Source organism: Niveispirillum cyanobacteriorum, from assembly GCF_002868735.1.
Taxonomy (GTDB): domain Bacteria; phylum Pseudomonadota; class Alphaproteobacteria; order Azospirillales; family Azospirillaceae; genus Niveispirillum; species Niveispirillum cyanobacteriorum.
This window is the reverse complement of the sequence record NZ_CP025611.1, coordinates 2,856,006-2,875,854: the sequence shown is the minus strand read 5'-3', so window position 1 is coordinate 2,875,854 and position 19,849 is coordinate 2,856,006. Positions and strand designations below refer to the sequence as shown.

General features: G+C 63.6%; 23 protein-coding genes. 9 read left to right on the top strand and 14 right to left on the bottom strand.

Annotated elements, in window-relative coordinates:
- Nucleotides 1-133: 133 nt before the first annotated feature.
- Genes hisB through C0V82_RS13320 form a run of 7 tightly spaced genes read left to right on the top strand, consistent with a single transcriptional unit; the run spans nt 134 to nt 4,272 of the window.
- The gene (gene hisB, locus C0V82_RS13350) at nt 134-766 is read left to right on the top strand and encodes an imidazoleglycerol-phosphate dehydratase HisB (RefSeq protein WP_054166654.1); all 633 of its coding nucleotides are present in this window, start codon (nt 134-136) and stop codon (nt 764-766) included.
- A 41-nt stretch (nt 767-807) separates the two neighbouring features.
- Nucleotides 808-1,458: an imidazole glycerol phosphate synthase subunit HisH gene (gene hisH, locus C0V82_RS13345; protein ID WP_102112724.1), complete on the top strand. Its 651-nt coding sequence runs from the start codon at nt 808-810 to the stop codon at nt 1,456-1,458.
- Nucleotides 1,455-2,039 (top strand): GNAT family N-acetyltransferase, encoded by a 585-nt coding sequence (locus C0V82_RS13340; protein WP_102112723.1) that lies wholly within the window; start codon nt 1,455-1,457, stop codon nt 2,037-2,039. Before hisH ends, C0V82_RS13340 begins: the two co-directional genes overlap by 4 nt.
- The gene (gene hisA / locus C0V82_RS13335) at nt 2,036-2,764 is read left to right on the top strand and encodes a 1-(5-phosphoribosyl)-5-[(5-phosphoribosylamino)methylideneamino]imidazole-4-carboxamide isomerase (protein WP_102112722.1); all 729 of its coding nucleotides are present in this window, start codon (nt 2,036-2,038) and stop codon (nt 2,762-2,764) included. Before C0V82_RS13340 ends, hisA begins: the two co-directional genes overlap by 4 nt.
- Before the next feature lie 4 nt (nt 2,765-2,768).
- A complete protein-coding gene (hisF, locus tag C0V82_RS13330) occupies nt 2,769-3,542 on the top strand; it encodes an imidazole glycerol phosphate synthase subunit HisF (protein ID WP_102112721.1) in 774 nt (257 codons plus the stop codon).
- 11 nt (nt 3,543-3,553) lie between these two features.
- Nucleotides 3,554-3,880, top strand: a complete 327-nt coding sequence (locus C0V82_RS13325; RefSeq protein ID WP_102112720.1) for a phosphoribosyl-ATP diphosphatase — start codon at nt 3,554-3,556, stop codon at nt 3,878-3,880.
- A 35-nt stretch (nt 3,881-3,915) separates the two neighbouring features.
- Nucleotides 3,916-4,272: a histidine triad nucleotide-binding protein gene (locus tag C0V82_RS13320; protein ID WP_102112719.1), complete on the top strand. Its 357-nt coding sequence runs from the start codon at nt 3,916-3,918 to the stop codon at nt 4,270-4,272.
- Nucleotides 4,273-4,331: 59 nt separating this feature from the next.
- Here C0V82_RS13320 and C0V82_RS13315 read toward each other — a convergent pair whose 3' ends face one another.
- The 13 genes from C0V82_RS13315 to C0V82_RS13260 form a co-directional block, all read right to left on the bottom strand.
- Nucleotides 4,332-4,874, bottom strand: a complete 543-nt coding sequence (locus C0V82_RS13315; RefSeq protein ID WP_102112718.1) for a GNAT family N-acetyltransferase — start codon at nt 4,872-4,874, stop codon at nt 4,332-4,334.
- Nucleotides 4,875-4,876: 2 nt separating this feature from the next.
- Nucleotides 4,877-5,290 carry a c-type cytochrome gene (locus C0V82_RS13310; protein ID WP_199772416.1) on the bottom strand — a complete coding sequence of 138 codons (414 nt, stop codon included), beginning with the start codon at nt 5,288-5,290 and terminating at the stop codon, nt 4,877-4,879.
- 17 nt (nt 5,291-5,307) lie between these two features.
- A complete protein-coding gene (locus C0V82_RS13305) occupies nt 5,308-6,906 on the bottom strand; it encodes a flavin monoamine oxidase family protein (RefSeq protein ID WP_245924088.1) in 1,599 nt (532 codons plus the stop codon).
- 152 nt (nt 6,907-7,058) lie between these two features.
- Nucleotides 7,059-9,503 carry a TonB-dependent receptor plug domain-containing protein gene (locus C0V82_RS13300; RefSeq protein ID WP_102112717.1) on the bottom strand — a complete coding sequence of 815 codons (2,445 nt, stop codon included), beginning with the start codon at nt 9,501-9,503 and terminating at the stop codon, nt 7,059-7,061.
- 243 nt (nt 9,504-9,746) lie between these two features.
- Nucleotides 9,747-10,247: a RidA family protein gene (locus C0V82_RS13295; RefSeq protein WP_102112716.1), complete on the bottom strand. Its 501-nt coding sequence runs from the start codon at nt 10,245-10,247 to the stop codon at nt 9,747-9,749.
- Nucleotides 10,248-10,280: 33 nt separating this feature from the next.
- On the bottom strand, nt 10,281-10,496 hold the full coding sequence (locus C0V82_RS26915; RefSeq protein ID WP_158659917.1) for a hypothetical protein: 216 nt from the start codon (nt 10,494-10,496) through the stop codon (nt 10,281-10,283).
- 347 nt (nt 10,497-10,843) lie between these two features.
- Entirely contained in the window at nt 10,844-11,509 is a 666-nt protein-coding gene (locus C0V82_RS13290) for a transglutaminase-like cysteine peptidase (RefSeq protein WP_158659916.1), read from the bottom strand.
- Nucleotides 11,510-12,041: 532 nt separating this feature from the next.
- Complete coding sequence (locus C0V82_RS13285; RefSeq protein ID WP_102112714.1) at nt 12,042-12,263, bottom strand: envelope stress response membrane protein PspB; 222 nt, start codon at nt 12,261-12,263, stop codon at nt 12,042-12,044.
- A gap of 24 nt (nt 12,264-12,287) precedes the next feature.
- Nucleotides 12,288-12,530 carry a hypothetical protein gene (locus C0V82_RS13280; RefSeq protein WP_102112713.1) on the bottom strand — a complete coding sequence of 81 codons (243 nt, stop codon included), beginning with the start codon at nt 12,528-12,530 and terminating at the stop codon, nt 12,288-12,290.
- A 41-nt stretch (nt 12,531-12,571) separates the two neighbouring features.
- A complete protein-coding gene (locus C0V82_RS13275) occupies nt 12,572-13,246 on the bottom strand; it encodes a PspC domain-containing protein (RefSeq protein WP_102112712.1) in 675 nt (224 codons plus the stop codon).
- Nucleotides 13,243-13,470, bottom strand: coding sequence for an envelope stress response membrane protein PspB (gene pspB / locus C0V82_RS13270; protein ID WP_054166666.1), 228 nt, complete (start codon nt 13,468-13,470; stop codon nt 13,243-13,245). Before pspB ends, C0V82_RS13275 begins: the two co-directional genes overlap by 4 nt.
- Nucleotides 13,471-13,551: 81 nt before the next feature.
- Nucleotides 13,552-14,229, bottom strand: coding sequence for a phage shock protein PspA (gene pspA / locus C0V82_RS13265; RefSeq protein WP_102112711.1), 678 nt, complete (start codon nt 14,227-14,229; stop codon nt 13,552-13,554).
- Nucleotides 14,230-14,242: 13 nt separating this feature from the next.
- Entirely contained in the window at nt 14,243-14,443 is a 201-nt protein-coding gene (locus C0V82_RS13260; RefSeq protein WP_054166664.1) for a hypothetical protein, read from the bottom strand.
- A 252-nt stretch (nt 14,444-14,695) separates the two neighbouring features.
- Here C0V82_RS13260 and pspF point away from each other — a divergent pair, with 252 nt between their 5' ends.
- Entirely contained in the window at nt 14,696-15,826 is a 1,131-nt protein-coding gene (gene pspF, locus C0V82_RS13255) for a phage shock protein operon transcriptional activator (RefSeq protein ID WP_102112710.1), read from the top strand.
- The gene (locus C0V82_RS13250) at nt 15,826-16,209 is read left to right on the top strand and encodes a DUF1801 domain-containing protein (protein WP_102112709.1); all 384 of its coding nucleotides are present in this window, start codon (nt 15,826-15,828) and stop codon (nt 16,207-16,209) included. The genes pspF and C0V82_RS13250 overlap by 1 nt, the downstream gene beginning before the upstream one ends.
- A gap of 17 nt (nt 16,210-16,226) precedes the next feature.
- Here C0V82_RS13250 and addA read toward each other — a convergent pair whose 3' ends face one another.
- A complete protein-coding gene (gene addA, locus C0V82_RS13245; RefSeq protein WP_102112708.1) occupies nt 16,227-19,742 on the bottom strand; it encodes a double-strand break repair helicase AddA in 3,516 nt (1,171 codons plus the stop codon).
- Nucleotides 19,743-19,849: the final 107 nt, after the last annotated feature.

Below are 19,849 nucleotides of genomic sequence, written 5' to 3'. Positions count from 1 at the left end.
AATCTGAAAGGATCAAGCCGTCATAAAATTACAATTATAATCACCCCCGCGTCCAGGCCCGCGCAAGGGAACGGACGCAGCCTTGCAAAAGGGCTGGATGACAGGAACCCCGCCGGTTGATAGGAAAAATCCTATGTCGAATGCAGCCGCTCCCTCCGCCCGTTCTCCGCGCCGTGCCGTTGTCGAACGCACGACGAAGGAGACCCGCATCCGTGTCGCCGTCGACCTGGACGGCACCGGGGTCTATAAGGTGTCCACCGGCATCGGGTTCCTGGACCATATGCTGGAACAGCTTTCGCGCCATTCGCTGATCGACCTGGAGGTTGAGGCGGTGGGCGATCTGCATATCGACTTCCACCATACGACCGAAGATACGGGCATCGCCATTGGCGAGGCCGTGGCCAAGGCGCTGGGCGACCGTAAGGGCATTCAGCGCTATGGCGACGCCCTGATCCCCATGGATGAGACGCTGACCCGCGTCGCCATCGACCTGTCGAACCGTCCCTACCTGATCTGGAAGGTCAATTTCACCCGCGACAAGCTGGGTGACATGGATACCGAGCTTTTCAAGGAATGGTTCCAGGCCTTTGCGCAAGCCGCCGGCGCCACCCTGCATGTCGAAAACCTGTATGGTGAGAATAATCACCATATCGTGGAGAGCAGCTACAAGGCACTGGCCCGCGCCTTCCGCGCCGCGGTTGAGATCGACCCGCGCAAGGCCGATGCGGTGCCCTCCACCAAGGGTGTGCTGGGCGGGTCGCTGTAAGCGTCCTTTCCCTTCCCTTCCCGTCGCATGGGCAAGGCACCATGACAGATAGCGTCGCCCTGATCGATTACGGCTCCGGCAATCTGCGTTCCGCCGCGAAGGCATTGGAACGTGCCGTGGCCGATGGCGGGCTGGATGCCCGCATCATCGTCACCAACGACCCGGATGTGGTGCGCAGTGCTGCCCGCGTCGTGCTGCCCGGCGTCGGCGCCTTTGCCGATTGCAAATCGGGCCTCGATGCCGTGCCCGGCATGGTCGATGCCCTGACCGAACGCGTCATCCGCCAGGGTGCCCCCTTCCTAGGCATCTGCGTCGGCATGCAACTGATGGCCAAGGCCGGGGTAGAACATGGCGTGCATCCGGGTCTGGGTTGGCTGGATGCCACGGTGGAGGCGCTGACGCCCGCCGACCCCACCCTGAAGATCCCGCATATGGGCTGGAACGAGTTGATCGTGAAGGCGCCGGCCCACCCGGTGCTGGCCGGCATCGCGCCGGGCACCCACACCTATTATGTCCATTCCTACGCGATGAAGGTCGCCAATCCGGCCCTGGTCCTGGCCGCCTGCGATTATGCAAGCGAGTTTCCGGCCATTGTCGGGCGCGACAATCTGGTCGGCATGCAGTTCCACCCGGAAAAGAGCCAGGCCGCCGGCCTGTCCATCATTGGCAATTTCCTGCGGTGGCGGCCATGAGTGCGGAGCACCAGAACCCCCTGGCCGGGTCCGACAGTGTCGTCACCGTAGAGAAGGTGACGGAACTGAAACGGTCGGACCTGTACGACCTGTGCGACGCGGCAGAGGCGGCCATCATTGATGGCGGCGGCTTCGGCTGGGTCACCCCGCCCGACCGCGAGGTGATGGAGCGTTACTGGAAGGGTGTGATGGCCGTACCGGAACGCACCCTGGTCGTGGGGCGTCTGGATGGGGTCATCGCGGGTTCAGCGCAATTGGTCCGCCCGACCCGGAACAATGAGGCGCAGGCCTTCGCCTGCAACCTCACCACCAGCTTCGTCGCCCCCTGGGCGCGTGGCCATGGCATGGCGCGGAAGCTGACCCAGGCCATCATCGATGAGGCCACCAATCTCGGCTTCGGCATCCTGAACCTGGATGTTCGGGAAACGCAGCGGGCCGCCATAACGCTTTACGACCATATGGGTTTCACGCGCTGGGGCACCCATCCCCATTACGCCCGCGCCAAGGGCCGGACCATTGCCGGCCATTTCTATTACAAGGTCCTGGAAAGGCCGGAAGAAGAGACGGAGCCGCAAGCATGATCCTCTACCCCGCTATCGATCTGAAGGACGGTAACGCCGTCCGCCTGCTGCGCGGCGAGATGGATCAGGCAACCATCTTCAACACCGACCCTGCCGCGCAGGCCGAAACGTTTCAGGCCCAGGGCTTTGAATGGCTGCATCTGGTGGATTTGAACGGTGCCTTCGCGGGATCGCCCGTCAACGGGGCCGCGGTTGAGTCTATCCTCAAGCGCGTCAAGCTGCCGACGCAACTGGGTGGCGGCATCCGCGATCTGGACACCATTGCCTTCTGGCTGGAACGCGGCCTGACCCGCGTCATCCTGGGCACGGTCGCCGTGAAGAATCCGACCCTGGTGAAGGACGCCTGCAAGGCCTTCCCCGGCCATGTCGCCGTCGGCATCGATGCCCGTGACGGCTATGTCGCGGTCGAAGGTTGGGCGGAAACCAGCACCTTAAAGGCGCTGGATCTGGCCCTGAAGTTTGAGGATTGCGGTGTCGCCGCCATCATCTACACCGATATTGACCGCGACGGCGCGCTGGGCGGGGTGAATGTGGAGGCGACGGCCGATCTGGCCAGCCACCTGACCACGCCGGTTATCGCATCGGGCGGCGTGTCCTCGCTGGCCGATCTGCGGGCACTGAAAGAGGTGGAGCATACGGGGATCAACGGCGTCATCTCCGGTCGCGCGCTTTATGACGGGCGCATCGACCCGGCGGCGGCGCTGGCGGTTCTGCGGGGGGAATGATCCGATGCTGAAGGCCCGCATCATCCCCTGCCTGGACGTCAAAGATGGCCGCGTCGTCAAGGGCGTGAACTTTGTCGACCTGATCGATGCCGGCGACCCGGTGGAGCAGGCGCGTCTTTATGATGCCGCCGGCGCCGATGAGCTGACCTTCCTCGACATCACGGCCAGCAGCGACAATCGCGAGACCATCTTCGACGTGGTCCGCCGCACCGCCGAACAGGTCTTCATGCCGCTGACCGTCGGCGGCGGCGTGCGTACGGTTGAGGATATCCGCAAACTTTTGCTGGCCGGTGCCGACAAGGTGTCGATCAACACCGCCGCCGTCCACCGCCCGGAATTCGTGCAGGAAGGCGCGCAGAAATTCGGCGCGCAATGCATCGTCGTTGCCATCGACGCCAAGGAGGTTGAACGCGGCCCCAATGGCGAACAGCGCTGGGAAGTATTCACCCATGGCGGGCGCAACCGCACCGGCATTGACGCCGTCCAATGGGCGCGGCGCATGGCCGAATACGGGGCCGGGGAAATCCTGCTGACCTCCATGGACCGTGACGGCACGAAGCAGGGCTTCAACCTGGAACTGACCCGCGCGGTCGCCGACGCCGTGACCATCCCCGTCATCGCCTCTGGCGGCGTCGGGAACCTCGACCATCTGGTCGATGGCGTGAAGCTGGGCCACGCATCCGCCGTGCTGGCCGCCAGCATCTTTCATTTCGGCACCTACACCATCGCCCAGGCCAAGCAGCACATGGCCCAGGCGGGGATACCGATCCGTCTTTAAAGGGAACGCCGATGTCCAATCCCGCCATCCTGGACGATCTCTACGCCACCATTCTGTCGCGCAAGGGCGGCGATCCCGACAGCTCGCACACCGCCCGGCTGTTCCATAAGGGCCGCGCTAAGATCGCCCAGAAGGTGGGGGAGGAGGCGGTGGAGACGGTGATCGAGGCCATGGCGGGTACGCCTGAAAAACTGGCTTCGGAGTCCGCCGATCTTCTTTACCATCTTCTGGTGCTTTGGGCCGATGCCGGGGTGCAACCTGCCGATGTCTATGCCATCCTGGAGGGACGGAAGGGCGTCAGCGGGATCGAGGAAAAGAAGAACCGCACACAAACCTGAAACGGCGTTCCCATAACAGTGGAAGGATCGGTGCCTTGATCTATGATCGCAGCAATATCTTCGCCCGTATCCTGCGCGGGGAAATCCCCTGCAAGAAGGTGTACGAGGACCCGTACGCCCTGGCCTTCCACGACATCAATCCCCAGGCCCCGACCCATATCCTGGTGATCCCCAAGGGCCCCTTCACCAGCTTTGCCGATTTCTCGTCCCAGGCGACGATTGAGGAAATCGCCGGCTTCGTGCGCGCCGCCGGTCTGGTGGCCCGTCAGGCGGGGGTGGAGGATAGCGGCTATCGGCTACTGGCCAATCACGGCCCTGACAGCCACCAGGAAGTCCCGCATTTCCACATCCACATCGTGGGTGGAAAGCCGCTGGGTAAGCTGCTGGCCTAGCTTTTCATGTTCCTCAAGCGCCAGCGCTGTTTCCGGTCAACCGGAAACAGCTCTCACGCCTACCGGATATCCTTGCGCATCGGGACGAAGGGGATGACGTTGCCATCCGACAATTTCTCGGCGTGGGTCCCGGTGGCGATAAAGCCCAGCGCCTTATAGAGCGGCACGCCGGGCAGGGTCGCCATCAGTTCCAGGCTGCGGAACCCTTCGGCCAGCGCCGCCTGTTCGGCGGCCCGCATCATCAGGCTGGCAATGCCCCGTCGGGCAAAAGACGGGTCGACGAAAAAGGCCCGTATCTTGGCCGCATCGACGCCTGGGTCGAGTAGTTCCGGCGACCGGCCCGCCGCCTGATCCCCGCCGAACAGTGTCTTACGCCGGCTCCACCCGCCACAGGCGGCATAGCGGTCACCGACCACCACGGCGAAATAGGTGCCGTCGGCGATCAGGGTGCCATCAATCCCGAAAATCGCCTTCAGCGAGGCGTCGATCTGGCCAGGGCTGTAATAACCCTGGCTAAGATCGCGCACCGACCGTTCCAGAAGCGCTTCCAGCGCCGGCCGGTCTTCGGGGGTGGCCAGGCGCAGGACAGGTTCATCCACCATGGTTACGGCCGCATCCCCTTCACATCCTCGGGTGTCACGGCATCCTTATAGCCGTTGCCGAAATGCGTGCGGACATAATTCACGACGGCTGCCACCTGTTCATCCGACAGGTAGGCGAAGGAGGGCATGGCCTTCTGGCCATTGACCACCATGTGGATCGGGTAGGTCCCGGCCTCCAGATTGCCATTGGCGGCCAGGGCCGGATAGGCACCGGCCCCTTGCGCACCCTTGCCATCGGGCATGTGACAGCCCTGGCAGATGGCGTGATAGAGCTGCTCTCCATTCTGATAGGAGAAGCGGCGGGCATCGGCGAAATCGCTGCTCTGCGCATCGGTGCGCTGGGCGCCTGCCGGGCCGGTGGCGGCAAAGGCGGCCAGGAACAGGGCGGCGATGGAGATCGGCTTGATCATGCGCATGTCGTTCTTCCCCATGATCATTTTGCGGTAACGCGCTGGTGAAGGCGGGTGATGGCGTCCAGTGATGATTGCACCGCCCCTTCCTGCCAGGCCGGCAGGTAGGACACATGTTCACCGGCCAGCAGGATGCGCCCGTCGATCTGGCACATGTTCTTGTAATGCTCGGCCCGCTTCGCCTCCGTCCAGGATCCGAAACAGCCCAGCGTCCAGGGCACGCGGTGCCAGGCGACGGCCACACCGGTATCGAATTCCTTCAGATATTGCGGATGGATCTGCGCACCGAATTCCACGCATTTCTTCACCCGCTCCTCCGGCGCCATGGACGCGAATTCATAGGCGAACGGACCCCAAGGATAGGCCCCCAGCAGCACGCCCTTGCCCTTCTCGCCATAATGGCTGTGGGGATAGGCGATCAGGGAGATGGGCAGGTCGGTATAGGTGATGCCGCCATAAATCTCCTCATCCTGCTCCCAGAAGCGGCGCTTGAACTGAAGGCCCACCTTGAACGCCGCCTCGTACGGCAGGGCGTTGATGGCGGCGTCCATGTCAGACGACACATTCTTCTTGATCTGCGACAAGATGGAGGCGGGAATGGTGCACAGGCACCAGTCAGCCTTGGCCGTCTTCACGGCCCCGCCGGCCTTGGTGTCGGTATAGGTGACGGTGACGCCGCCCGTGTCCTGCTGAATCTCTGTGACCTTGGCGTTGAAGGTGATCTTGTCCTTCACCTTTTCGGCCAGCGCCATCGGGCCGGCATCCATGCCGCCTTCCGGCTGGAACAGGGCGGTCTGGAATTCGTAACCCGATCCGGTGCCGATGGCCCGCCATAGGCCGGATTGCAGCAGTTGCGAGAATTCGATGGGTTTGGAGAAGACCGGTTCGCCCGACAGGCCGCCGCCTGGGTCCTTTTCAAAGCCGCGGCGATTGGAGGTCTCGGCATTGGCCTTGTAGGCATAATTATCATCCAGGGCACCCCAGTCCTGCATGGCCTCCAGCAGCTTTTCCTGGTCCTCCTTGGTGACATAGCCATCCAGGCCGCCCTTATGGCCCAGCTTGGACAGAAGCTCGGCCACATGGCCGTTGAAATCAGCCAGCACATGGCGGTAGCGCTGCGGCTTGCCGCCAAAAGCATTCTTGGAATGGACATAGGCGTTGTAATTGACCTGGAAGAACGGCTCCAGCTTCACGCCCAGCTCGTGATAATAGTGCATCACGCCGCGATGATGGTACGGCACACGCCAGGGACCGGGGTTCAGATAGTGGCCCTTGTCGAAGCCCACCTTCTGCGTGAACCCGCCCAGTTCGGTATAGGTGTCGCCGCCGCGCAGGGTCCAGGCGCGGCCACCGGCCTTTTCCCGGTATTCCAGTACCTGCACCTTGTACCCGGCCTTGCCCAGTTCATAGGCCGCCACCAGACCGGCCCAGCCGGCACCCAGGATCAGCACCGAGGTGCCCTTTGGCGCGCCGGACAGATTGGGCGGACCCTTGAACTCGCTCTCCGCCGCATAACCCAGCGACGTCGCCGCCTGATACATGACGGAGCTGCCAGCCGCGGTACCGATCATGGCCAGCAGTTCGCGCCGCGTCATGCGGGACCGGGTGGGCATGTTGTTCATTGCAACCATCATCGCCTCGGATGGGAAATTCAGGGCACGACCTCGCAAGCACCGCCCCCGGGGACGCCGGGGGCGGCGAAGGTCGAGATAACAGGGATTTCAAGGGCCGGGGGTGGGGGATGGGCCACCGCCCCCGGCCATGTGCCTCACGCTCAGAACTTGACGGTCACGCGGGCATAATACATGCCGCCATTGTAACCCATGGGCGAGGTGTCGGGATAAACCTGACCCACGGCATATCCGCCACCGGCCAGCGCATCGACCTTGTCCGGGTAATTGTCGAACAGGTTCTGCACACCGACGGCGAAATTCATGTTGTCATAGAGATCGTAGGAAACTTCGGCATCGAACAGCCATTCCGAACCGAAGGTCTTGCCGTAGTTCGCCGTGTCCGTGAACTTGCTGTAATAGCTGGCGCGACCCAGGATGGAGAAGGCGTCCAGCGTATACTGGGCGGAGAAGTTGCCACGGAACTTCGGCAGTTGCTTCTCCAGGTCCGCCTTGCGCGTATCGTCGATAACGGCGGTGTTGCGCTTGATGACCTTGGTCTTGTTGTAGTTCAGGGCCGTGGTCAGGTCGACCTTGCCCTCGCCCGCCGGCACTGTGGTGTTGGCCACGAAATCCACACCCTGGGTGCGGGTATCGAAGGAGTTGGTGAAGTAGTTGACGGCACCCAGCGTGTTGGCACCCGGCACGCCCAGAGCGGCCAGCGCCAGCTTATCCGCCGCCGTCGGGTTGAAGTCACCGGACAGTGCGATACGGTCCTCAACCTTGATGTTGTAATAGTCGATGGTGATGTTGATATCGGCAAGATCGGCGACGATACCGCCGGCAAAGTTCACGCTCTTTTCTTCCGACAGCGGCTTGGCACCGAAATACTGTGCCACGACGCTGGCCGCCGGATAGGTACCGCGCGCCACCGGGCTGGAGCTACCGGCGGGGAAGAAGGTCTGCACCGAAGAGGTCTGCGACTGACCGGGCGTCGGCGCACGGAAGCCAGTATTGACGGAGCCACGGATGGCAAACTCATCCGTGAAGTCATAACGGCTGCTGAGCTTCCAGTTGAAGGTGGAGCCGAAATAGTCGAAATCCTCGTACCGGGCGGCAGCACCGACCGTCAGGCTGTCGGTCACGTCGCCTTCCAGGTCAGCGTAGAAGGCGATGTTGTCGCGCTTGAACTCGCCTGAATCCTCCGGACGGAAACCCGGATAGCCATTGGACCCGATGGGCAGGGCCGCCGGCAGCTTGGTACGGAAATCAATGAAGGACGCGTAGGGGCCGACCGTGTAGGAGGCCGTATCGCCGGGGCCGATCTCATACAGCTCGCGGCGGAATTCGGTACCTACCGCGATGTTCAGCGGCGTGGCCCAGCCGATCTCCACCGGATAGGACAGATCGACGTTGAAATTCTCTTCTTCCTGCACCAGACGACCGACATAGAATTCCGTCGGGCTTGCCGGACCCAGGGACGGGTTGACGGTATTCTTCAGATCATAATCGATCTGACTGCGCCCGAAGGAGCCGGAGACATTGTAAGTCAGGCCGCTTTCCAGCTCATGCTTGAAGCCGCCAACGATCGAGGCGTCCTTCACATCGCCATAGAAGCGGGGGGTGAAGCCCAGCGGGAACCATTCGGTAAACCGAAAACCATCGGCATCACCCGGCACCGGCAGGGTCGGACCGTTCACGGCATGGTCAAGGCTTGGCGGACGGTAATAGAAGGAGCCATTGGCCTTCGAGGCACCATAATTGCCGAACAGATAGATCGACGCCGTATCGGTCAGGTCGATGCCGGAATTCACGAAAACGCGGGTGGCTTCCGAATCCGGGTCACCCCAGTTCATGGCTAGGTCCTTCTTGGCCGCCGGCGCGCGCGGGTCCTGAACACCACGGTTGGTCGGGTCGCCCTGGCTGTATTCCGCCGACAGGTTGAAGAAGCCATTGGGGCCCAGCGGCAGACCGACATTGGCGGCGAACTTGGCATTATCGCCATCGCCTTCATAGGTGGAACCATACTGGATCTGGGCCGAGCCGCCTTCCGAGGCGTCTTTGAGCTGGAAGTTCATCACGCCGGCGATGGCGTCGGAACCATACTGGGCCGCCGCACCGTCACGCAGCACTTCCACCTGCTTGATGGCGATGGAGGGGATCTGCGACAGATCGGATGCCTGGGCACCCGCCGCCAGAGCACCACCGGAAAGCTGCACCAGGGCCGACCGGTGACGGCGCTTGCCATTCACCAGGATCAGGGTCTGGTCGGGCGGCAGGCCGCGCAGCGTGGGCGGACGCACGAAGGTGGAACCGTCAGAGATGCCGTTACGGCTGACATTGAAGGACGGCACCAGGGTACGCAGGATGTCGTTGGTATCGGTAAAGGCCTGCTTTTCCAGATCGCCCGCCCCCAGAACGTCGATAGGCGCCAGGCTTTCGGTCGCGGTGCGGTTGGCCACGCGCGTACCGGTCACAATGATCTCTTCGATCTCGCCCACCGGCTGGGCCAGAGCGGTCAGCGGCAGAAGGCTGGTCGTGCACAGGATGCCGAACGCGACCTTCCGCACGGATGCGCGCTTGGCCGGCTTGCTGTTATTTACCTGCATGAGAGGTCCCCTGTTCAACTCGGTTGTTTGGTTCCTTCCTCCTCGGTTGCGTTTCTTCCCTGATACGGTCCCTTTGCGGGACGCTTTACCGGGGTCCGGTCCCCGCCGCCGGTTTTCCGGTCATGGCGGGCCCCCCGTCCCCGATCCCCCGCCTGTCCCTACCCGTGGGTCAGGCTGGAGGTTCGTTGAAAACCGAAGGGGCCGGTCAGGGGCTTTCCCGTGCCCCCGACCGGCCCCAGCCGGTTATTTCTTGGCCTTGGCGGCCACCACTTCGATTTCCACCAGCATGCCCGGTGTCACCAGGGCGGAAATCTGCACGGTGGAGCGGGCCGGTTTGTTGGGCTGCTCCGGCGTGCCGAAGAACTTGGTATAGCCGGCCATCATGCCGGCGAAATCCATCTTGCCCTCCTTGGCCGGGTCGCCGACCAGGTAGACATGCATCAACACGACATCGCCCATGGTCAGACCCTGGGCCTTCAGCGTTTCCTGGATGCGGGTCAGGACATTGACCGTCTGCGTCTCGGTATCGCCGAACACATCCACGCTGCCGGCGGGGGCATCCTTGTTCACGGCCGGCGGCACCGTGCCGGACAGGAAGAACAGATCGGACCCGGCCGGCACCTGCACCGCCGAGGCAATGGGGAAGTTTGGCACATCCGTGCGCTTGATCTCGCGGACCTCTTCCTTGGCGCAACCCGTCAAGGCCGCCGCGAGGACCAGGAGACTACCCAACCGCTTCAACATTCTTCCTCCGTTATGGATGGGCCGGCGACCGGGTCAGCCCCGGGCCGGCAAGGATAGGGGATGAACCAACCAGACCTTGCGGCCTTCATCCCAGGAGACGCCGGACAGAAGCTCCGGCGTGTGAAGGCTGGCGGCCGGTTGCCGGACCTGACGGTCCGCCGCCCGCGCCTTGGCAGCGACAAGGGCCGGCGGGGCCTTGACCACCCTGACGACGTTCCTGACGGCGACCCTTACGGCATGTTTGGCCATGTCCACCTTCGCGTCTGTCGGCGGGGAAGCGGCGCGCGTCGGGCCCTTGGCATCGCCGCGATCCGCATCCCCCTGATACGAAACAGGGTTTCAGCAACAAGTGTGCCACGGCTTTGCATGTGCGAAATCAAGGATGCCGCAAGGGAAGCCACCAAGACGACTGCTCAACAAAGGGGCAGCCTGCCATCAAAGAAGAAGTTCTGGTGATTTTTCAGGCAGGGAAGAATTGAAAAAGGGCAGTATGGTTAATTTTTCTCTAATTTACGCAAGAATAGTGCCGTTCTTCGCGGCAAAGTCACTATTACCCCCGACCTTGGTCGCGATTGCTTAGAATTTGAGCAAACGCATCAGCCTTCGCCGCGTTCGGCCATCATCAAGGCTGGCTGGCTCTGCGCGCGGCGCCATGTGCGGCGACCGGGCACTTCCTGCGCCACAAAAACATAGCCTTCGGCGGCCAGTTGTTCAGGCCGCATCGGTTGATGGTGGCGGTCATCCAGATAAATCTCCTCCAACCCCTGCTCGGCCTGACGCCGCACGGACAGGATCAGATGATGGCCGCCATTGCCGGGCAGGCGCACGATGGTGGCGCGCAGGGCCGCGCGCGGGAACCCCCGGCGCAGCAGTCGGGAGATGCTGGTCATCACTACATCATCGCAATCCCCGGCCATGCCCCGCCCCGGCGTGCCCAGAATCTCCCACCGGTCCTGCTTATCCTCCCGATAGATCAGGTCATCCACCACCTGCCGGTGGACCAGCACCGCCATGCCCAGCGTGGCACGGCCGGCATCGACCCGGTCCATCCCGACGGGTGTACCCACCTTGCCGCCCAGACCCACGGCGCAGCCAGGGTCACGGTCACCATAGGTCTGACAATAGGTACGGTACTGGGCCAACGGTTCCATCTCCCCATCCCACACCAGGGCAAGAGCCGGCGCATTGGCCGTCAGGACCGTAGCCAGCAGCAGGGTCAGCGCCAGGAAGGGCGATAGCCGGCGCAACCGACCAAGAGACATAGACCGAATGATATAGAGGCAATCCCGCCTAAAGTTAAATATTAATAAATTAGTAACCAATATCCAAACAGCTATTCGCCGAGTCATTGAATAAATAATGTCGATATTGCGGTGCAATATATGTGTGTATGCATCGCAATATCTGAATTTTTGTGTTTCATATAAAGCAATGACGGTCATGGCCGTTCGCTTATCTGCGTTTCCTCTGGCCCGTCAATGTATGTCAGCAAGAATTATTTGCCACCCGAAAATTGCCATGGCGACAAGAAAAGACGCGCCTTTCCTATCCCGGCAGCAGGGGCGACCGGGTGGAAGGCGCGTCAAGTGGGTAGGTATGGGTGTGAGATGACAGGGGCAGGTCGGGTCGGACTATCCCTTGCTGCCCCTCGCAAGACCGGCGGCGGACATCCGCCGGGTACTCACACCATCGGTCAGACATCCTGACCGATGGTGTCCGCGCCGACCGGCGCGGCGGCGGCACGTGCCGCCGAAGCCTTTAGTTTCGAAGCATCGGAACTAAAGGCAACCTGTTTCAGGCGCGACTGCGCCAACCTGGTGCTTCCGCGTCCAAGATTCTTTCAAGCTGCAGGACCCGGTCCTCCAGCCGTGCGGCCCGATCCGACAGTTCGGCAGCCGCCCCTTCCGACAGGCCCCCGACCCGCATGGCCCGCATCTGTGTCAGATGCTTCATGACGATGGCCACAATGGGGATCATCAGGGCCATGACGGGAACGATAAAGGGTGAGTTGAACATCGTGCGTCGCCTTAAGGCCGTGGTTCAGGAGGAGGGGCGTTCCAGGTCGCGGAACTGCCGGTTCAAACCGAATTCGGGGCTGGTGACATAGCGTTCGATGCCGGCCACCCGCCGGTCGATATCGTCCAGCGCCCGGAAGCGCCGGCGCAGATCAACCTCGCTCTGCGCCACCTCGATATCGATCTGGTGCCACCGGCGCACCCCCCGGGCAATCAGCGCCACGATGGGGATACACAGGGCCAGAACGGGGATCATGTAGGGGCTCATGGCTTCACCTGATGCGGGGAGAAGAAGCGGCGACAGGCGCCTTACTTCTTCTCCAGGTCGCGGAACTGCCGGTGCAGGTCATACTCGCGGGAGGCCACGAACCCTTCCAGCTTGGCAAGGTCACGGTCAAGGTCGCGGAACTTGCCGCGCAGGCCGGACAGGGTCTGGTCGGGCTTGGTGGCGACGGAGCGCATGAACACCTCCTCCTCCCGGCTCTCATAAAGGCCCGTGGGCCGTTCCTTCAGCAGCCACCACAGGATCGGGTAGCCAAACAGGAAGACGGGCGGAAAGAAGAAGAAACCGACAATAAAGCCCAGACGGATGATCCAGGCATCGACATTGGCATATTCGGCGATACCGCCGCAGACGCCGGCGATTTTACTGTCGGTGCGGCTGCGCCACAGCCGGTACGGTCGGGAAGGATAATGGTCGCCCATGCTGTCCTCCGCATACTGTCCGTGGTGGTCTTGGGCGCGGCCAGGGTCGGATGAGGACGGGGCCGGGCCCCAATCCTCGCGCTGCCGCTGCTTGCGCTTGGAGCCGCCGAACGTGTCGGGCCCCAGGCCGAAATAGTCCGCCCAGCTCTGTTCCGGGCGCTTGCCGAAATATTCCTGTTCCCAGTTCCGGTTGTGCCCGGAACCGCGCCCCGACCGCGACCGATACTGGTCGCGACCGGGGAAGGGCGGCGGGGTGCCGGGGCCGTGGCGGTCGCTCATGCTTTCGCCCTCCAGCCCGGCGCCTCGGCATCCAGGATTTTTTCCAGCTGACGGATGCGGTCTTCCATCTTGTTGGCGGAATGCCAGAGTTCGGACAGCATCTGCTCATCATCGGCTGACAGCGTCTTGGCGATGCGCCAGCGGGTCACGTAGTGGAAGATGATCCAGACGGGCGCCACGATCACCATGAAGATGACGGCGACGACAAATACTCCTTCAGGCATAGTTGCCCCCCTTATCCCAAGGCACAGCCCAGTGCGGGCGGCCCCCCTGCATTCCCGACGCGAGGGGCGCCCCGGTCGGGGTTACCCCTGCTGATCCTTGGCCGCGAGCTTGGCCTTGAGCGCCGCCAGTTCCGATTCCACCTTGGACTCGGCTTCCAGCTCGGCGATCTCGTCCTCCAGGCTCTTGGCGCCGCGGCCCATGCCCAGCACTTCAGAGCGACCTTCCAACACATCGAGATTACGTTCAACCTGCTCGAAGCGAGAGAAGGCGTCCGTGATGCGGTCATCGTAAAGCTGGGTGCGGACCTTCAGACGGTTGGTGGCGGTTTTATGCCGCGCAATCAAGGTCTTTTCGCGGGTCTTGGCGTCGGCCAGCTTGACCTGGAGCGCGCCGATATCCTCGTTGGTCTTGGCCAGTGCGCTGTCCAGACGGCCCAGCTCGCTGGACATCTGCTCTGCGGCCTCGGCCAGCTTGGCCTTGGCGACCAGGGCACCCTTGGCCAGGTCTTCACGGTCCTTGGACAGGGCGAATTCGGCCTTGCGCTGCCAATCCTCCGACTCGCGGCGGATTTCGGAGAGGCGGCGTTCAATCTCCTTCTTCTCCGCCACTGTCTTAACAGCGGAGGAGCGGACTTCGACCAGCGTGTCTTCCATCTCCTGGATGATCAGCCGGACCAGCTTTTCCGGGTCCTCAGCGCGATCCAGGATGGCGTTGATGTTCGAATTGACGATGTCGCCGAGGCGGGAAAAAATGCCCATGTCGGGGTCTCCTTCAGGCAAGGGCAATGAAAAGGTTGCTCAAACCGGTGGCCACCGCAAGGATGATCCAGGCTTCCACCGGCACGGCCCGGAAATCCTCATAGAGGTCCCGGAACATGCCACCCGCAGGCCGGGCAAAGAACCCGTCGGCGGACTTGGTATAGCCGGTTGCCGGCTGATCGGACATCCCATTGTCGTAGGTGAAGTCGGTCATGGCTGGCTTCCTTGCGATCTCGTTGTTTCCCCGGTGTCTAAAAACAGTAAGAGCAAGGGGTGTGCCAACTCTCCGCCACAATCTCACTTTCATTTAATATCAATGAGTTAGTGGATTTGGCAATTTCACGGCGATAGGGCAGCGGGTGGCAATCACCCCACTCGTTGGCGATTCTCACCACTCGCTCGCCAATCCGCCCACTCTTCGCTAAGATGCTGATATTGGCAGTCAAAAAAGAGTGGCACCGGCCCCATGTCCCCCGCCGTTTCCCCCCCGTCGCTGATCGGTCAGGCCCCGTCTTTCCTGGGCCTGATGGAGCATGTCTCGCAGGCCGCCCCCCTGAACCGCCCCACCCTGGTGATCGGGGAGCGTGGGACGGGCAAGGAACTGGTGGCGGCCCGTCTGCACTATCTGTCCCCGCGCTGGGACAAGCCGTTTGTGAAGCTGAACTGTGCGGCTTTGTCCGACACGCTGCTAGAAACCGAATTGTTCGGGCATGAGGCCGGGTCCTTCACGGGTGCGGCCAAGCGCCATGTGGGCCGGTTCGAACTGGCCGATGGCGGCACCCTGTTCCTGGACGAGATCGCGACCGCCACCCTGCGCGTGCAGGAAAAGATCCTGCGCGTCATCGAATATGGAGAGTTTGAGCGGGTGGGCGGCAACACCACCATTCAAATTGATGTGCGCGTGGTGGGCGCCACCAATGCCGACCTGCCGCGCCTGGCCGATCAGGGCAAGTTCCGCGCGGACCTTCTGGACCGCCTGTCGTTCGACGTGGTCACCATCCCGCCCATGCGCGCCAGGCCGGAGGATATCCCCATTCTGGCCGAACATTTCGGCGTGGCCATGGCCCGCGAACTGGGCCGGCCCTTTTTCGGCGGCTTCACGCCCGATGCGATGCAGCAGATGCTGGCCTATGACTGGCCCGGCAATGTGCGTGAGCTGAAGAATGTGGTGGAGCGCGCCGTCTATCGCGCCGGCGACCCGGAAAGCCCCATCACCGACATCCATTTCGACCCGTTCCAGTCGCCCTGGCGGCCTAAGCAGATGTCGATCTATGACGATGCCGCTCCGGCCCCCATCGTCGTCACTATGCCCCCGGCCGCATCTGCGCCCAGCGCCCCCGCTGCGACGGCGCCTGCGGACAGCACTGGCCCCGCCCTGCCCGACGGTCCCTGCGACTTCCTGGGTCTGGTCGCGGATTATGAAAAGGTGCTGCTGCGCAATGCCCTGGAACGCAATCAGTTCCATCAGAAGCGGGCCGCCACTGATCTGGGCCTGAATTATCACCAGTTCCGGGGGTACTTGCGCAAATATGGTCTGCTGGAACGCCGCCATGGCCCGCGTGAGGCCGATGACGGGGACGAGGGGGATGAGGGCTGATGCCACCCAAAGCCTATAAGAATGTGGATGCCTTCCTCGCGGACCTGCCGGCAGAAACGCTGGCCGTCGTGCAGGAACTGCGCACGCTGATCCGTGCTGCCCATCCGGGGCTGGTGGAAGGGATCAAGTGGAACGCGCCCAGCTTCGCCCTGGACGGCACCGACATTGTGACCCTGGGCCTGCAACGCGACGGCACCGCCCGGGTCGTTCTGCATCGGGGAGCCAAGGCCAAGGACAATAGCGGCTTCCGCTTCGACGATCCTGCCGGGCTGGCCGACTGGCCCGCACCCGACCGGGGCGTGGTGGTGATCAAGGACAGCACAGAGATGGCCGCGAAGGCCGAACCGCTCGCCCTCATGATCCGGCGCTGGGTGGGTGCGTAAAGGGCGGGGCCGCCCCCTCACGGCGCATGCGTATCCATCAGGTCACCCGGCAGCTCCATCATGAACGGCCCGTCAGTCCAGAGCAGGACACAGCGCACATCCTTGCCGGGATAGATCCGCGACAGGGCCGCGCGGTAGGCGGCCATCTGCTGAAGGTAGATGGCAGGTACCTTCTCCACCTCACGCGGGGGCGGGCGGTTGGTCTTGTAATCAACGATCCAGACGGCATCATCGGTCACGCACAGCCGGTCGATCCGGCCTGACAGGGCGCGGCCACCCACCAGACCGACCAGCGGCACCTCCGCCCGGCTGCCGGGTGCAAACAGCGGCGCAAAGGTCGGGTCGTTCAGGACGCGCAGCGCCTCCGCCCCGATCTCCGCCTGCTGCATGGCGGTAAGGTTGTGGGCGGGCCGCGCCAGCCAGGCCGCCGCCACCTCGGCCCACCGCGCCGGCTCCGTCTCAGGCAGGACCTGCAACAATGTATGGATCAGGTTGCCGCGCTTGAACCGCAGCCCATCGTCCGCACCCAATGGAGAACGCAGCGACGGTTCCGGCGCGTCGGGCTGTGACGGGGCCAGCGGCTTGGACGGGCTGGGATCGCGCGGTGCCGGTTCCAGCGCCCAGGCCGGCAGTTCCACCCCCGTCGACGTCGCCGCGACAGCCACGGCCTCGTCCCGCACCGGCACCGTCTGCGCCTCATGCAGGACCAGTCCGGTTCCGGCCCAGCCGGCGGGCGACAGGGCGGTGAAATCGAACGGTTCCGGTCGCGCCATGCCCTCCAGCGCGCTTTCGATCAGCCGGTACCAGGAGCCGGGACCACCCGTCTTGCGCTGCTGTTCCCAGCCGCAGACGATCAAGCGATCCTCGGCGCGGGTCAGCGCGACATAGAGCAGACGGCGATACTCCTGATCGCGCCGACGGTTGGCGATGGCCCGGCGTACCCCCGCCGTCGCATCCTCCATCCCCCGCCTTGGTGCATAAAGCGGCAGCGGCGGGCCGGGATCGGTCGGCACCTCCCCCGCCAGCGGCTTTTCCGGCCACAGGATTTTCGGGCTTTTGTCCGGCTCCCGCATCGTATCTGGCAAGAAGACGATGGGGGCCTGCAACCCCTTCGATCCATGCACGGTCATGATGCGCACCTGCCCCGGCCCGTCGCCGCCACCGGTATCCAGCTCGCGCTTGATCTCCGCCTCCGACGCCTCCAGCCAATGCAGGAAGCCTTGCAGGGAGGCCACATGCTCCCGCTCAAACAGCAGGCAGGCGGTCAGGAACTCCTCTAGCGGGTCCTGCGCCTCCGCCCCCAGACGGGACAGGATGGCGCGCCGACCCGACCCGGCGGGATCGGGCGGACAGGGCCGCGACAGCACGCCGGCAAACAGCTCATAGGGTGCCCGGTAATCGGTATCGTTCAGGATGGCGCGCAGATACTCCCACGCCGTGGCCAGACCGGCATCCTCCTTGGCCTTGTCGGTCAGTGCCGCCCACAGCCGCCCCGGTCGCCCATGCGCCACCTGGAAAAGCTGTTCCTCGCTCAACCCCAACAGCGGCGATTTCAGCAGGATGGCGAGGTTCAGATCATCCTCCGGCAGGACCAGGAACCGGGCCAGCGCCATCAGGTCCATCACCGCAAGTTGCTCGGTCAAAACCATGCGGTCGACGCCGGCCACGGGCACATCCCGGTCCTTCAGGGCGCGGACCAGATGGCCCACAAACTGATCCCGGCTGCGCACCAACACCATGATGTCGCCGGGCCGAAGGGGCCGGTTGCGTGACACCAGCATTTCGCCATCGGCCAGCCAGCGGGCGATCTGATCCGCCATGGTGCGGGCCAGCCGCGCCACGGGCTTGTCCGCCTGTTCGGGTTTCAGCGGCAGGGACCAGGGGTCGGGATCGACCACGTCCTGCGGGCTGACCAGGGGCCAGATTTCAACCCGTCCCGCATTGCCACGCCGATGCGGGATATGCCGCACCTCCACATCCGGCCCCGCCACCCCGTCGCGGGCCAGACCGCCGGCAAACACTTTGTCCACCGCCGACAGGACGGCCCCCACCGACCGGAAACTGGTCTGCAGGTCGACAATGCGCCAGATGCGCTGGGCCGCGTTCACCTTGGCATCAAAATGCCGGCGCATGCGGGCAAATTCGGCGGGGTCGGCGCGCTGAAAACTGAAGATCGACTGTTTATCGTCGCCCACCACGAACAAGGTTCGGACCCGGTCATCCCGTGCGCCCAGCCCGGCAAAGAATTCCTCCGCAATGGCCGACACGACCGCCCATTGTTCGGGGTTGGTGTCCTGCGCCTCATCGATCAGCACATGATCCAGGCCACCATCCAGCTTGAACAACACCCAGGCGCAGGCATCCGCCCCCGCCCCGCCCGACAGCAGGCTGGAGGCCGCCAGAATCAGATCGTCGAAATCCAGGACGCCCCGCGCATCCTTTAGCCGCTGATACCGGCCCAGCAGCGCCTCACCCAGGACCAGTAGGGCCGAAGTATGGGCCGCCACGGCCACCCGCCGCCGTTCCTCCATCACGGCGACCAGCCGCGCCGCCTCACGCTGCAAAATCTCCAGCGCCATCGGATCGGCCTCCGATGGCTTCTTGGTCATCAGGGATTTGCGCGGCTCCCCCTCCGTCGTCAGGTATAGCGACGTGTAATCGGCCCAGCCGCGCAGACGGTGCTGTTCATCCCCGTCCAGCCAGACCTGGATGCCGATCCCCCGCTCCACATCCGTCTTTGTGCCCGTGGCCAGCGTGGCACAGGCGCGGCGCAGGCCCCGCTCATCCACGGCCCCGGCGGCACAGGCGCGCGACAGGACGGTCAGGTCCGTCTCCCCGTCCGCCACACGCAAACTGCTGCGCAGGGCCGCGATGGCGGGTTCCAGTCCGCCCTGGGCGTCCAAAATGCGTTTCAGCCGCCCGCGTTCCGCCGTCAGGCTGGCCAGGAGGTCGTTGAACTCATCCTCCGACACCGACCCGGTCAGCAGGTCTACTGCTCGCGCCAGAAAGCTTCCGGGTTCAAAACGACCCGCCAAAAGAACGGACTGTTTCGCCTCCGCAAGCAATTCCTCTGCCGTGCGATCATCCATGACCTCGAAATTCGGGGCCAGCCCGGCCTCCAGCGGGAAGCGGCGCAGCAGCGACTGACAGAAGGCATGGATGGTCTGGATCTTCATGCCGCCGGCCGTATCCAGCACGCGGGCGAACAGGCGGCGGGCCGCCACCACCTCGCCGCGCGACGGTTCCCGTCCCGTCAGGGCGTGCAGGTTGGCGCGCAGCTTATCCTCATCCTGCACTGCCCAGACCGACAGGCGGTCGGCGATACGGTTGGCCATTTCCGCCGCCGCCGCCTTGGTGAAGGTCAGGCACAGGATACGCGACGGGTCGGTGCCGGCCAGCATCAGGCGCAGCACGCGGTCGGTCAGGACCTTGGTCTTGCCCGTCCCCGCCGACGCGCCGACCCACACCGAACTGTCAGGATCGGAGGCCAGCCGTTGCAGGACATTGGGATCGGTAGGGCGGATGTCAGTCATGGGGGCGCAGCCTACAGGCACCATACCCTGCGGGTCCAGACAGACGAGAAGGTCGCGCTACGCGTGTCCACCGATACACTTTCTTCACCCGGCCATTGTGGATTATG

What these genes read in the sequence shown, in the direction of transcription:
- hisB (WP_054166654.1), top strand. Translation starts at nt 134, where the DNA reads ATGTCGAATGCAGCCGCTCCCTCCGCCCGTTCTCCGCGCCGTGCCGTT.
- hisH (WP_102112724.1), top strand. Translation starts at nt 808, where the DNA reads ATGACAGATAGCGTCGCCCTGATCGATTACGGCTCCGGCAATCTGCGT.
- C0V82_RS13340 (WP_102112723.1), top strand. Translation starts at nt 1,455, where the DNA reads ATGAGTGCGGAGCACCAGAACCCCCTGGCCGGGTCCGACAGTGTCGTC.
- hisA (WP_102112722.1), top strand. Translation starts at nt 2,036, where the DNA reads ATGATCCTCTACCCCGCTATCGATCTGAAGGACGGTAACGCCGTCCGC.
- hisF (WP_102112721.1), top strand. Translation starts at nt 2,769, where the DNA reads ATGCTGAAGGCCCGCATCATCCCCTGCCTGGACGTCAAAGATGGCCGC.
- C0V82_RS13325 (WP_102112720.1), top strand. Translation starts at nt 3,554, where the DNA reads ATGTCCAATCCCGCCATCCTGGACGATCTCTACGCCACCATTCTGTCG.
- C0V82_RS13315 (WP_102112718.1), bottom strand. Translation starts at nt 4,874, where the DNA reads ATGGTGGATGAACCTGTCCTGCGCCTGGCCACCCCCGAAGACCGGCCG.
- C0V82_RS13310 (WP_199772416.1), bottom strand. Translation starts at nt 5,290, where the DNA reads ATGCGCATGATCAAGCCGATCTCCATCGCCGCCCTGTTCCTGGCCGCC.
- C0V82_RS13305 (WP_245924088.1), bottom strand. Translation starts at nt 6,906, where the DNA reads ATGAACAACATGCCCACCCGGTCCCGCATGACGCGGCGCGAACTGCTG.
- C0V82_RS13300 (WP_102112717.1), bottom strand. Translation starts at nt 9,503, where the DNA reads ATGCAGGTAAATAACAGCAAGCCGGCCAAGCGCGCATCCGTGCGGAAG.
- C0V82_RS13295 (WP_102112716.1), bottom strand. Translation starts at nt 10,247, where the DNA reads ATGTTGAAGCGGTTGGGTAGTCTCCTGGTCCTCGCGGCGGCCTTGACG.
- C0V82_RS26915 (WP_158659917.1), bottom strand. Translation starts at nt 10,496, where the DNA reads ATGGCCAAACATGCCGTAAGGGTCGCCGTCAGGAACGTCGTCAGGGTG.
- C0V82_RS13290 (WP_158659916.1), bottom strand. Translation starts at nt 11,509, where the DNA reads ATGTCTCTTGGTCGGTTGCGCCGGCTATCGCCCTTCCTGGCGCTGACC.
- C0V82_RS13285 (WP_102112714.1), bottom strand. Translation starts at nt 12,263, where the DNA reads ATGTTCAACTCACCCTTTATCGTTCCCGTCATGGCCCTGATGATCCCC.
- C0V82_RS13280 (WP_102112713.1), bottom strand. Translation starts at nt 12,530, where the DNA reads ATGAGCCCCTACATGATCCCCGTTCTGGCCCTGTGTATCCCCATCGTG.
- C0V82_RS13275 (WP_102112712.1), bottom strand. Translation starts at nt 13,246, where the DNA reads ATGAGCGACCGCCACGGCCCCGGCACCCCGCCGCCCTTCCCCGGTCGC.
- pspB (WP_054166666.1), bottom strand. Translation starts at nt 13,470, where the DNA reads ATGCCTGAAGGAGTATTTGTCGTCGCCGTCATCTTCATGGTGATCGTG.
- pspA (WP_102112711.1), bottom strand. Translation starts at nt 14,229, where the DNA reads ATGGGCATTTTTTCCCGCCTCGGCGACATCGTCAATTCGAACATCAAC.
- C0V82_RS13260 (WP_054166664.1), bottom strand. Translation starts at nt 14,443, where the DNA reads ATGACCGACTTCACCTACGACAATGGGATGTCCGATCAGCCGGCAACC.
- pspF (WP_102112710.1), top strand. Translation starts at nt 14,696, where the DNA reads ATGTCCCCCGCCGTTTCCCCCCCGTCGCTGATCGGTCAGGCCCCGTCT.
- C0V82_RS13250 (WP_102112709.1), top strand. Translation starts at nt 15,826, where the DNA reads ATGCCACCCAAAGCCTATAAGAATGTGGATGCCTTCCTCGCGGACCTG.
- addA (WP_102112708.1), bottom strand. Translation starts at nt 19,742, where the DNA reads ATGACTGACATCCGCCCTACCGATCCCAATGTCCTGCAACGGCTGGCC.